General features: G+C 28.0%; 13 protein-coding genes. 6 read left to right on the forward strand and 7 right to left on the reverse strand.

Annotated features, from left to right (window positions below; all coding sequences use genetic code 11):
* Positions 1-37: 37 nt before the first annotated feature.
* The 5 genes from coaE to nusB all read right to left on the reverse strand — a co-directional run bounded on the left by coaE (position 38) and on the right by nusB (position 3,452).
* Positions 38-634 carry a dephospho-CoA kinase gene (gene coaE / locus ACYPV9_RS10255; protein ID WP_459743480.1) on the reverse strand — a complete coding sequence of 199 codons (597 nt, stop codon included), beginning with the start codon at positions 632-634 and terminating at the stop codon, positions 38-40.
* Between the two features lies 1 nt (position 635).
* Entirely contained in the window at positions 636-1,574 is a 939-nt protein-coding gene (locus ACYPV9_RS10260) for a YbbR-like domain-containing protein (protein ID WP_299061255.1), read from the reverse strand.
* Between the two features lie 104 nt (positions 1,575-1,678).
* Positions 1,679-1,996 (reverse strand): preprotein translocase subunit YajC, encoded by a 318-nt coding sequence (yajC, locus tag ACYPV9_RS10265; protein WP_459743482.1) that lies wholly within the window; start codon positions 1,994-1,996, stop codon positions 1,679-1,681.
* 5 nt (positions 1,997-2,001) lie between these two features.
* Positions 2,002-2,463 carry a DUF1573 domain-containing protein gene (locus ACYPV9_RS10270; protein ID WP_077809009.1) on the reverse strand — a complete coding sequence of 154 codons (462 nt, stop codon included), beginning with the start codon at positions 2,461-2,463 and terminating at the stop codon, positions 2,002-2,004.
* Positions 2,464-2,513: 50 nt separating this feature from the next.
* A complete protein-coding gene (gene nusB / locus ACYPV9_RS10275) occupies positions 2,514-3,452 on the reverse strand; it encodes a transcription antitermination factor NusB (RefSeq protein WP_299061265.1) in 939 nt (312 codons plus the stop codon).
* 270 nt (positions 3,453-3,722) lie between these two features.
* Between nusB and ACYPV9_RS10280 the strand changes: the two genes are divergently transcribed.
* Positions 3,723-5,477, forward strand: coding sequence for an ABC transporter ATP-binding protein (locus ACYPV9_RS10280; RefSeq protein ID WP_459743485.1), 1,755 nt, complete (start codon positions 3,723-3,725; stop codon positions 5,475-5,477).
* 77 nt (positions 5,478-5,554) lie between these two features.
* The gene (locus tag ACYPV9_RS10285) at positions 5,555-5,923 is read left to right on the forward strand and encodes a PUR family DNA/RNA-binding protein (protein WP_459743487.1); all 369 of its coding nucleotides are present in this window, start codon (positions 5,555-5,557) and stop codon (positions 5,921-5,923) included.
* A gap of 170 nt (positions 5,924-6,093) precedes the next feature.
* Here the strand turns inward: ACYPV9_RS10285 and ACYPV9_RS10290 are convergent, their stop codons facing one another.
* Together ACYPV9_RS10290 and ACYPV9_RS10295 are read right to left on the reverse strand one after the other, a co-directional pair.
* Positions 6,094-7,161 (reverse strand): chorismate-binding protein, encoded by a 1,068-nt coding sequence (locus ACYPV9_RS10290; protein ID WP_459743489.1) that lies wholly within the window; start codon positions 7,159-7,161, stop codon positions 6,094-6,096.
* Positions 7,162-7,168: 7 nt separating this feature from the next.
* Complete coding sequence (locus ACYPV9_RS10295) at positions 7,169-7,591, reverse strand: PaaI family thioesterase (protein WP_299061274.1); 423 nt, start codon at positions 7,589-7,591, stop codon at positions 7,169-7,171.
* Between the two features lie 71 nt (positions 7,592-7,662).
* On the opposite strand from ACYPV9_RS10295, the gene ACYPV9_RS10300 reads away from it, so the two are divergent.
* The 4 genes from ACYPV9_RS10300 (at position 7,663) to ACYPV9_RS10315 (ending at position 13,026) form a co-directional block, all read left to right on the forward strand.
* Positions 7,663-8,154: an IS1096 element passenger TnpR family protein gene (locus ACYPV9_RS10300; protein ID WP_299061276.1), complete on the forward strand. Its 492-nt coding sequence runs from the start codon at positions 7,663-7,665 to the stop codon at positions 8,152-8,154.
* 123 nt (positions 8,155-8,277) lie between these two features.
* Positions 8,278-9,177: an ABC transporter ATP-binding protein gene (locus tag ACYPV9_RS10305; RefSeq protein WP_299061281.1), complete on the forward strand. Its 900-nt coding sequence runs from the start codon at positions 8,278-8,280 to the stop codon at positions 9,175-9,177.
* A 59-nt stretch (positions 9,178-9,236) separates the two neighbouring features.
* Positions 9,237-10,082 carry an ABC transporter permease gene (locus ACYPV9_RS10310; RefSeq protein WP_459743492.1) on the forward strand — a complete coding sequence of 282 codons (846 nt, stop codon included), beginning with the start codon at positions 9,237-9,239 and terminating at the stop codon, positions 10,080-10,082.
* Between the two features lie 43 nt (positions 10,083-10,125).
* Entirely contained in the window at positions 10,126-13,026 is a 2,901-nt protein-coding gene (locus ACYPV9_RS10315; protein ID WP_459743494.1) for a T9SS type B sorting domain-containing protein, read from the forward strand.
* Positions 13,027-13,055 lie beyond the last annotated feature (29 nt).

The following is a 13,055-nucleotide window of genomic DNA, read 5'->3' on the forward strand; positions in this document are numbered from 1 at the left end:
AACTTTAAGACTTATTTAACAAAACTGATAGGGTTACTTAAATTGACGGATGTTTTTTTGTTAAAATATTATGAATTTCTTTTACCCTAATCATACTATTTTTAAAACTATAATTATCAATAACATAGTTAGATAAAAGTAATTTTTTATTGTCTTGCCATTGACTATTTATCCTATTTAAAACCTCTTTTCTTGTAGTATTATCTCTTTTTATTATTCTGTTGATTCGTTCTTCTAAATCAGTAAAAACAGTAATTATAAAATCGAATTGATTTTCAGTATTATTTTCGAATAAAATGGCGCTTTCATATACTATATAATCTTTGTCGGCGTTTTCTGCAACAAATGTTTTGAAATGATTTTTTACTACTGGATGCACAATATTATTTAAAACTTTTAATTTATGCTTATTCTTAAAAACAATATTTGCTAAAAACTCACGATTTAAAACAGCATTTTTAAACACTTCTTCACCAAATGCTATTATAAGTTTTTCTTTAATAACTTTAGAAGTATTCATTAACTGTTTAGCTTCTATATCGGCAACATAAATTGCAACATTAGAAAACTCGTTAAACATCTTTAATACTGTAGATTTACCACTTCCGATACCTCCTGTTAAACCAATTATCATCTTATTTCTGAATTAAAAAATCTATTTTTTTTGGTGTTATTTTATAACTTTTAATTTCTGATGGTTTTTGCACTAACTTGGGTATTAAATAACCTAAATTATTATTAGTTGTCATACTAAAATCACATTCAATCTTAATAACATTTTCGTTAATTTTATTAAAATTAGAAAGGCCAACAACAAAAGTAAATTCTACTTCTTTAGACAATGTATTTATTACAACTCCTTCTGGTACATTTATTATCTTATATTTAATATTTAAAGAACCTTCGGTAAATTTTTCTATCTTACCAGATATAGTAATTTCTTTAGTTTTAAATTTTAAATTCTTATAGTTTTCCAAAGGTTTTACTGCAACTTTATTTGTAAAATCAGCTTTTAAGTCCTTTAAGTCTAGCGTAGAAAGTTCTATGTTATTTAATTCTGACAATAAAACCTCTGGCCCAGAAACCACAAGACTATCTGGCGTTATTTTAATTGTTTCCGAAAGATCATAACCAACACTAAAATTTAATTTTAAATTAGGTTTAACAGCAACTTTTTTAGATACCAAGCTACCAACATCTAAATATATAGTGTCTTTGGCTATTTCTTTTAATTCTACACCAGAGGGCAATTGTTTAGCAATATTTTTTTGCTGATTGTTTAAGAGTAGAAAATGTTTAGAACCTTGTTTTTTTATTAACGAGCTTGCATTGATTATAATTTTTTTAGTATTAAACCTTGTTCTAAGAATTTTAAAACCATTGGCTTTTACTAAAACTTCTATTTCTTTAATTGGTGCTTCTTGTAATATTTTATTCTGAGAAATATTACTGTATTCAACCGGAAAAACAATAGATGTGTTATACTCTTTAGAAAAAGTAATTAGAATCCATATTAGTAATGAAACTAGAAGGAAACCAATAAATGTTTTTGGTATTTTCTTTGTTGTCTTCAATAAATAATTTTTTAATAATGCAATCTACACAAAAGCCTACAAACAAAAAAGTGAGTATTATCTAATTAAGACAATACTCACTTTAAGATATTTGTTAAGTAAAACTATTTTTTTGCAGGTGCTGTGTATTTTTTACTTAATTCCATAGAAATTGCAGAACGTTCGAATTTAATTTTTCCTGCTCCGGTTTCTATTGTTATTGTATTATCTGTATTATTTACATCAGTAATTTTACCGTGTATACCACTAGAAGTAATCACTTTTGTACCAGTTTTAATTTCTGCTTGAAAAGCTTTTTCTTTTTTCTGACGATTCATTTGTGGTCTTATCATAAAAAAATATAAGACTAAAATCATTGCAGCAAATGGTAACATACTAGCCAAACTACCAGAATCTAATTGTAATAAAATTGTGTTAAACATTATAATTATTTAGCTTTAGGTGTAACAGAACCTCTTAAGGTTAAAACTTCTCTACCAGATTCTGTATTTGTAGTTAAAGTTACAGTTTTCATTTGTCTGTTTGGTTTACCATTTGTGTTAAATTTAACAGCAACTTCACCTGTTTCTCCTGGTTTAATTGGTGCTTTTGGCCATACAGGAACAGTACAACCACAAGAACCTGTTGCATTTGTAATTACCAAATCTGTTTTACCAGAGTTCGTTACTTTAAATACAGTTTCTACAATGTCTCCTTCGTTTACAGTACCAAAATCGTACTCTTTTTTATCTAAAGAGATTGTAGCTACTCCTTTTTTAATTTCTGCATCTCTAGATTTTGCATTGTCTAAATTTGCTTTATTAATTTTTGTTGTTGCACTTCCGCTATCGCAAGAAACCATAAAGGTTGATGCTATTAAAAATGCGAATAAGAATGATATTTTTTTCATTGTAAATCTATTTTTTGTAAAAATAATAAAATAATTTGTGATTGTATACTTTATATAAGACCTCTTCCTATTTTAACAATTTTGTTGTTAGCTATAAACTCTTTAGATATTTTATCTAAAACTCCGTTTATAAAATAACTACTTTTTGCTGTAGAATAGTCTTTAGATATTTCTATATACTCATTAATTGAAACTCTAGTTGGTATAGATGGAAAGTTAAAAAACTCTGCAATAGCCATTTGAATAAGAATCATGTCTATTTCTGCAATTCTATCAGATTCCCAATTCGGGGTTTTATCTTCAATAATTTGTTTATATTCTGTTTGTTTTAAAACGGTTTTTTTAAAAAGTTTAGACACAAATTCTTCATCATCTTTATCTTTGTATAAAGAACCTAATACAAACAACCCGTTTGCTTTTTGTTTGCTTAAAGATTTTACAACCCAAGTGTTTACAAAAGGAATATCATCTACCCAAGAAATCATTTCATCTTCATAAAAATCTGCTAACTTCTCATTTGGTGCTATAATTTCTTTAAAGAAATCGATAACAAAAGCTTTATCTAGCTTAAAAGAATCTTCTTCTGTAGCAATATATTTTTTGTATAAATTACTGTTTTGAAGTTCTTCGAAAATAATTTTAACATATTCATCATTTTCTTGCCATTGCTTTAAGTTATTTAATTCTAAATAACCTTCTAAACTTACACTTTCGGCAATTGTGTTAATTACCTTATTGTCTATAAATTTTGTGTTGGGTTTTAAATCTGCTTCTGTAGCAAGAATTTTCTTTTTAGAAAGTGCAATTTTTTTAGCAGCTAATTTTTGTACTTCTACTAACAGCTGCATGTTTAATACATATAAATCAAACATTTTTAAAACACTGTGTTTTAAGAATTTTTCTTCTCTAATGATATCATCATTATGAGACTGCATCATTGCGTATACAGATTGCATTACTTTAACTCGAATATGTCTTCTGTTAATCATTTTTTCTAAAGAACTTTTATGAAATAAAACACGATGGTTTTTGTTTTTAACGAGCCACAAAAATAATATTATTTTACTTCTAAATAGGCATCTATTTTAATTTCTTTTTTCAATTTAAATTATCAATATCCCAAAGGTAAAAAAAGCAATAAATTATTTATAATAATGTATCTTCGTACTTCAATAAAAAGTACGTCTTATTTGTATTTCTTTTAACATTATTTAAATAAGTAAGGTTGTACTTTTATCTTTAAAAACTTCATATTAAAATTGAAAGCTCTAAAATATATAAATAAGTACTTTTTAAAGTATAAATGGCGATTACTAATTGGTATATTAATAACCATTTTATCTAAATTACTTGCGCTTAAAGTTCCGCAAATTGTTGGTGATTCTTTAAATATTGTAGAAGATTATCAAAACGGAACAATTACAGATATTGAACTTGTAAAACACCAGCTTTTAATTAATGTTTTAATAATTATTGGAGTTGCAATTTTAGCTGGTTTTTTTACTTTTTTAATGAGGCAAACCATTATTGTAACTTCTAGATTAATCGAGTTCGATTTAAAAAATGAAATCTATCAACAGTACCAACGCTTATCTTTAAATTTTTACAAAAAAAATAGAACCGGAGATTTAATGAATAGAATTTCTGAAGATGTTTCTAAAGTAAGAATGTACGTTGGGCCCGCGGTAATGTATAGCATGAATATGATTGTGTTATTAGTAGTTGGTTTTACTCAAATGATAAATATTGATGTAAAACTAACCATGTATACTTTAATACCTTTTCCGGTTTTATCTATTTCTATCTTTGTTTTAAGTAAGGTTATTCATAAAAGAAGTAGCATCGTACAAGAATATTTATCAAAATTAACCACATTTAATCAAGAGTTTTTCTCTGGAATTGGTGTGGTAAAATCTTACGGAATAGAAAAATCTATTATTAAAGATTTTGATGAAATTGCCGATAAAAGCAAAGAGAAAAACATTCATTTACAACAAGCCAATGCTCTTTTTTTTCCACTAATGGTTCTTCTTATTGGTTTAAGTAACATTATAGTAATTTACGTTGGTGGGCAGCAATATATAAACGATGAAATTCAAATTGGTACCATTATAGAATTTATGCTTTATGTAAATATTTTAACTTGGCCTGTAGCAGTAATTGGTTGGGTAACTTCTATGATACAACAAGCAGAGGCATCACAAGTTAGAATTAACGAGTTCTTAGAACAAGTACCAGAAATTCAGAATAACAATACAAAACCAACAGTTTTAAATGGTAAGGTAGAATTTAAAGACGTAACATTTACATACGAAGACACAAATATAACTGCATTAAAAAATATTAATTTTACTGCAGAACCTGGTGAAACCATTGCTATTCTAGGAAAAACTGGCTCAGGAAAATCTACTATTATAGAGCTTATAGCAAGGTTATATGATACTAAAGATGGTTTAATTTTGGTTGATGACAAACCTATCGAAAAAGCAAACCTTAATGATGTAAGAAATCAAATTGGTTTTGTACCTCAAGATCCGTTTTTGTTTTCTGAAAGTATTGGAAACAATATTAAATTCGGAAAAGAAGACGCTACAGAAGAAGAAATTATTCAGGCTGCAAAAGATGCTGATGTGCATAAAAACATTATCGATTTCCCTAACAAGTATGACACCGTTTTAGGAGAAAGAGGAGTAACATTATCTGGAGGGCAAAAGCAAAGAGTTTCTATTGCCAGAGCAATTATAAAAAATCCTAAAATTTTAATTTTTGATGACTGTTTGTCTGCTGTAGACACCGAAACTGAAGAAAAAATACTAACAAATTTAAAAAGAGTTTCTAAAAACAAGACAACTTTTATCATAAGTCACAGAGTTTCTTCGGCTAAAAACGCCGATAAAATTATAGTATTAGATAAAGGCAAGATTAGCCAAAAAGGTACTCATAATCAACTGATAACACAAAATGGTTATTATAAAGAATTGTATGAACAACAACTTTTAGAAAAAGAAAATTAATCTTTAACATTGCTAAGTAAAATATTTTATTAGATTTGTTACTAATAATAAACTAAATAACTACTATTTAAAAGATCATGGCAGAGAGAGTTGAACAGGAAGAAATTTTTTCACAAGTATTAAGAGCTGGAAGAAGAACGTATTTTTTTGATGTAAGAGCAACAAAAGCAGACGATTATTATTTAACCGTAACAGAAAGTAAGAAGTTTACTCATGATGATGGAACTTTTCATTATCAAAAACACAAAATTTATTTATATAAAGAAGATTTTACAGATTTTCATGAAATGCTTAAAAAAGCTACAGATTATATCATAAACGAAAAAGGTGATGAAGTAATAAGCGAACGTCATCAAAAAGACTTTAAGAAAGAAGAATCTAAAACTGTTACAGAAGAAACTGTTTCGCCAGAAAGTTTTACAGACATTTCTTTTGACGATATATAAATATATCCAAATAATTTGTTTAAATTTAGCAACTCAAATGAAATAATTAATAAAATTAGAGTTTCATTTCTCTAGTTACATTATATACAATTTCAATTCAAATTCAATTTTTACACAAAAATTAAAAAACCGCAAACTTACTATTTGCGGTTTTTTTATTTTCTTTATTCTTAGTTTAAAACTCGTTTCATAGTTTTAGATTTCGAAACTGTTTCCTCCCACTCTTTTTCTGCAATACTATCTTTTGTAATACCGCCACCAACATAAATATAAGCTGTATTTTCTTTAATTTTCATGCATCTTAAATTAACAAACAAAGCTGTTTCTCTAATTTCAGATTTAGTAATATTAAAGTTTAATTCACCTAAAAAACCTGTGTAATATGTTCTGCTATAACCTTCATTAGAATCTATAAAATAACTAGCTAAATTTCGAGGTAAACCACAAACCGCCGGTGTTGGATGTAAAGCTCTAATTAATTCTTCTAAATTAGATTTTCTGCTTAGAATTCCTGATACCTTAGTTCTCAAGTGCAAAAGACTTCCCGCGTTAATTGTTTCTGTTTTATCAATAATTAAATTATTAGAAATTGGTTGTAATTGTGTTTCTATAAAATTAGTAACCAATTGCTGCTCTTCTAATTCTTTAGACTTCCAAATAATGTCTTTTTTGTTGGTATTTACTTGAGTGCCTGCTAAAGACATCGTTTTAAAATGAGATCCTTTTAAGTTTAGTAATGTTTCTGGTGTAGCGCCAAACCATAAACCAATTTCTGGGTGAAACCAAACATAAACAAATGCATTTTGATAGGTTGATAACAATATTTTATAGATTTCTAAAATGTTTACAGGTTTTAATTTCACGAGTTCTTCTCTAGAAATAACAACCTTTTGTAAATTACTAGTTTTTATAGTTTCTACTGCTTTATCTACAATATTTATGTGTTTTTCCCTATCAGAATCAACTAAACTAGTTGTTATATTATCTCTTAGAGGTTTTTCTTGTGTATCTATATTTTCAGAAATAATTAAAGCTTTCTTATCAGAAAATAAAATTGCCTTTTCTTCTTTTTTATAAGGAGCAAAAACAAAACCAGATTCGGTAAATTCTGATGTAAAATCTAAACTATTATCCTTTTGTAAAAAAGCTGTAACCACATTTTTATTCGGTTTTCTATATGCAACAAAAGGCAAATTATTAGAAAAATGTTTAGCAATTGTATCGAGTAAATTATTCAAATTGAAATTATTTTTTACGAATATCTAAAACTATGTTTGTCATTTTTGCTACTGAAATTAAGGCATCATTTTCATCAACAATTCTTACTTCCCAAAGATGTGTGGTTTTACCTTTGTGAATATTTTTAGCTGTTGCATAAACCATACCTTCTCTTTTACTTTTTATATGATTTATAGACAATTGAATTCCGTTAATAAACTGTGTTTTGTTATCAATAAAAAAGTTAGAAGCAGCACTACCAACACTTTCTGCTAACGCAGCAGTAGCACCACCATGAAGTTGCCCGTAAGGTTGATGTACGCTAGAATTAACCGGCATTTTAGCTGTTAAAAAATCGGCTCCAACAGCAACATATTCAATATCAAGAGTTTCCATTAACGTGTTTCGAGAACGCTCGTTAAATGCTTTTAAAATACTTGTTTTGTCCATAATCAATTATTAATTATGTAAAAATACGTATAAAAAATTGTATTTTTGCAACTGAAAAGTTAAACCATTCTATGTACAAAATACGCGTAATTTTAGACACTAAAGAAGACATTTTAAGAACAATAATTGTAAACAATTCTTTTAATTTAGAAGATTTACATTTTACAATTGCTAAATCTTTCGGTTTTGAAGGGCAAGAAATGGCGTCTTTTTACAGAACGGATGATGAATGGAATCAAGGAGAAGAAATTCCGTTATTTAACATGGCTGAAGCTGGAGAAGGAATTTCTATGCAAACATGTGTTTTAAAAGACACACTTCCAAATGTTAATGACAAGCTAATTTATGTTTACGACTTTTTGAATATGTGGACTTTTTATGTTGATGTTGTTGACATTTCTACGGATGAAAAACAAGATTTACCTCAAACGATATTATCTGTTGGAGAGATTCCAAAAGAAGCGCCAGAAAAAGAATTTGTGGCTGATAAATTAGAATCGGAATTTGATGAAGATGAAGATCATTTTGATCCTTTTGATGATTTTGACTTTAACGAATATTAATATTTCTTCGTCCATAACCCCACAAAATACTCATAATAAACAACTTACAAAAATAACTTTATTTTAAGTAACAAAATTGTAAATTAGTCGTCTTACATACATAACCGACTAAATTCAACTTTTTTGGAAACTATCTTATCTTTAAAAAACCTCGATAAAAAATACGGAACCGTACACGCAGTAAACAACCTTTCTTTTGATATTAAAAAAGGAAATGTTTACGGAATTTTAGGTCCTAACGGAAGTGGAAAATCTACCACTTTAGGAATTATTTTAAATGTAGTTAATAGAACTTCTGGTGAGTTTTCTTGGTTCGACGGAAAATTATCTACACACGAAGCCTTAAAAAAAGTTGGTGCAATTATAGAGAGACCTAACTTTTACCCATACATGACGGCTGTACAAAACTTAAAATTGATTTGTACTATTAAAGGTATATCAACAGATAAAATAGATGAAAAACTTAAAACGGTAAATCTTTTTGAGAGAAGAAATAGTAAGTTTAAAACGTTTTCATTAGGAATGAAACAACGTTTAGCAATTGCATCTGCTTTGTTAAATGATCCAGAAATTTTAATCTTAGACGAACCAACCAATGGTCTAGATCCACAAGGAATTCATGAAATTAGACAAATAATCAATAAAATTGCTAGTACCGGTACAACCATATTATTGGCTTCTCATTTACTTGACGAAGTAGAAAAAGTTTGTTCTCATGTTGTAGTTATTAGAAAAGGAGTAAAACTTTACAGTGGTAGAGTTGATGAAATGACTGCCTCTAAAGGTTTATTTGAATTAAAAGTTGAAGAAAACGAAGCCAAATTACTTTTAGAACTAGAAAATCATCCTTCTATAAATAAAGTAACAAAAGAGCATGAAACTATTATCGCTACATTAAACGATGCTATTTCTGCAACAACACTTAATACTTTTCTATTCGAAAGAGGAATAACTTTAAGTCATTTAGTAAAGCGTAAGCCAAGTTTAGAACAGCAATTTTTAGATTTAACAAACAACAACTAACTCTTTGTTTTAGCTAACCTATAAAACAAAATTCAACTTTCAAAAAAACACCTAATATCATGTTAAGATTATTAACTATAGAGTTTCATAAATTAAAACATAATAAAGCCAGTAAAGTACTTTCACTTATCTATTTCGGCCTTTTAACTTGTATTGCATTAATTGCTGCCATAAAATTTGATATTGGTCCTATAAAATTTCATTTGGCAGAAATAGGAATTTTTAATTTCCCATACATATGGCATTTTAACACCTACATTGCAGCAATTTTAAAGTTTTTTTTACTCTTAGTTATTGTTTCTATGATGGCCAATGAGTACAGCTACAAAACTTTAAAACAAAACTTAATAGACGGTTTAAGTAAAAAAGAATTTATTTTATCTAAATTCTATACGGTAATTGTATTTGCCTTAGTTTCTACCGTATTTGTATTTTTTGTGTCTTTAATTTTAGGTTTATTTTATTCTGATTATAACGAATTAACAATTATATCTTCGGGTTTAGAATATTTATTTGCTTTTTTTATAAAGTTAGTAGCATTCTTTTCAATGGGTTTATTCTTCGGAATTTTAGTAAAAAGATCAGCATTTGCTGTTGGTGCAATGGTTGTTTGGTTATTTGTAGAAAGTATGTTTAAAGGATATTTATTCTGGACATTTAAAGACTCTGATAATACAAGTGAAAAAGTAGATAGCGTAATGCAGTTTTTACCTTTCGAGTCTATGGCAAACCTAATAAAAGAACCTTTTACAAGATTAGGTGCTGTTAGATCTGTAGCAAACCAAATAGGAGAAACTTTCACAAAAAGTTACGCTGTAGATTTTTCTGCCATATTAATTGCTTCAGTTTGGACGTTTATCTTTATTTATTTATCGTTTACACTGTTAAAAAAGAGAGATTTGTAGTACATTTTAAATATATTTGATGATTTCATAGTAATTACATCAAATGAGGAATTTATTTACATTTATTTTATTAATTTTTGTTCTAAACATTTATTCTCAAAAAGAAGCTAATTTTTGGTATTTTGGAGAAAATGCAGGTTTAGATTTTAGTACAGGAGAACCTAGAGCTTTAAGTAATGGTAAATTAAGTACAGATGAGGGATGTTCTTCAATTTCAAATTCAGATGGTGATTTATTATTTTATTCAGACGGAATAACTCTTTACAACTCGAATCATGAAATAATGACTTTTACAGATGGCAGATTAGCTACTTCTTTAGAAGGAAACCCTTCTAGTACGCAGTCTGCTTTGTTTGTTCCAAACCCAACTAACAAAAACCTTTATTATCTTTTTACTGTTGGTACTAATTTTGTTGGTAACGCTTCATATCCAGTTAACCCTGGTTTTAACTTTTACACAATAGATTTGTCTTTAAACGGTGGTTTAGGTGAAGTAATATCAGGTCCTGTGAGTTTAGATACAAACCCTTACACTGGTGAAGACTTATCTTATTCTTGGTCAGAAAAAGTTACTGCAGTTCAAGGAAGCTGTGGTTCTATTTGGGTATTATCGGTAGTAGAAAATCATTTTTTTGCCTATGAAATTACAAGTACAGGTGTTAATAATAATAATCCTGTTATTAGTCGCGTTTTTTACAACTTAACTGATAAAAGAGGTTATTTAAAAGTATCTCCAGACGGCTCTAAAATTGCAATGGCAGATTATAATGAAGGGTTTGGTTCATTTGGAGGTGGTAGCTTAGTACTTTTAGATTTTGATATTAACACAGGTGTAGTAAGCAGAAATATAAAAAGACTAACAGAACCTAATACCGAAGGAGCACCTTATGGCGTAGAATTTTCGCAACAATCAAATAAATTGTATGTATCAACTTTCAACAATGAAAACAACATTTACCAATTCGATTTAACAAAAGCAGATGTAGCTGGCTCTAAGGCTTTAATTAGTTCGCAAACAGGATATCGAAGTGGTTTACAATTAGGTCCTAACGGAAAAATATATAATTCAATACCCGGAAACCCTTTTCTTGGTGTTATTGAAAACCCAGATGATGATGCTAGTGAAATTATTTATATAAATAATGGAATCGACTTAGGCACAGGTAGAGCTACTCAAGGTTTACCTCCGTTTATACAATCTTTTTTTAAACCTGTTGATATTGTAGATGTAAACGACCCTTCCATTGTATTAAGTAATAATATACAGAATGTTTGTGTTAATCAAAGTTTAAAATTAGAACCAAAACTAGAAGAAGTTTCTTTAGGTACCTACAATTATCTTTGGACAAAAGAAGGAGATTCATCAATTAAAGTAACCACAAGAATTTTAGAACTTACAGATACAAACTACGGTTCTGGAAAATATAATTTAGAAATAAAATCTACAGATAGTTGTGGTAACGAAAAAACATACAATAGTTCTGTAGAAGTAGCGTTTCAATCGATTCCGACAATTAATAATTCAATAATCTATAATCAATGTGATTATGATACTAATTCTTTAGACGGAAAAACTTTTTTCAATCTAGAAGCTAAAGAAATGGAATTATCAAACAATGCTGCAGATGTTTCTGTTGAATTCTTTGAATTAGATGATACGCTTATAAATAATAAAGTTGGTTATATTAATAGAAAAGCTGCAATTACAAATTCACATATTTTAAAAGTAAAAGTAACCAATAATACAACTGGTTGCTCTGTATTTGGGCAAATAGAATTAAAAGTTACACCAACAACTTCTGGCTTTAATCAACTTAAAAACATTTACAAAGCAGAAAATAACGCCTCTACAGATATAACTAACTTTAGTAAAGGGTCTAACGACGCAACTTTTAATCTAGATGAGAAAATAGATAAAGTAATTTCTAATTCTTCTGGTGTTTTTAATAGAAGTGAATATCAATTTAAATACTATTTAACTTCAGAAGATGCAGCTAAAGAAACTAACGAAATAACAGCACCTTACACGGCAAACAGATACAGTAATGGCACTAAAATTTATTTAAGAATTTCTAAAGGTAATACTTGTGAAGGTATCGCAGAATTTAACTTATTTGTTAACAAACTTCCAGAACCATTAAATGTAATTAATCCTAATATCATCTGTTTAAACTTCCCTAACAATTCTCCTGTTTTAGAAACTAAAAATATTTCTTCAGACACAGGTAACTCTATAGATAATTACAAATGGTTTTTAAACTCTATAGAGATTCCAAATGAAACAAATTCAACATTAATCATTAACAAAGGTGGTATTTATAAAGTTTTAATTAATAGGTATTATCCTAATGAACCCGGAAATGAAGATGATATAGAAACTACCGGTTACAAAATATTTTCTGTTCAAGAATCTAGCATCGCAGAAAATATTTCAATAAAATATATTGATAATCAAGATGAAGGATTTAATAATACTATCACTATAAATGTAGAAGGTTTGGGTGATTATGAATACGCCTTAAATACTAACTCTTTATCCGACTTTAAAAAAGGTGATAATAATTTATCGTATACTTTTACCAATGTACCAACTGGTCTCAATAAAATTTACATTAGAGATAGAAATGAATGCGGAATTGTAAATACAAATGAAATTTCATTTATTTATTTTCAAAGACATTTTACACCGAATGGAGATGGAGTAAATGATACTTGGAACATTTCTGGAATTGATAATAATTTTTATACGGATGTTGATTTACAAATATTTGATAGATTTGGTAAAGTTCTTAAAATTATAGACTTGAAAACAGAAAATGGTTGGAACGGAACTTACAATGGTAAACTTTTACCCACAAATGATTATTGGTACAACGCCGTTCTAAAAGATGTAAACGGAAATATTAGAAAACAAACTGGTCACTTTTCGTTATTAAGAAAATAAATTCTCATTTAGTATCCGTATTTTTACAT

The sequence above is a fragment of the Polaribacter sp. OB-PA-B3 genome (assembly GCF_054589375.1).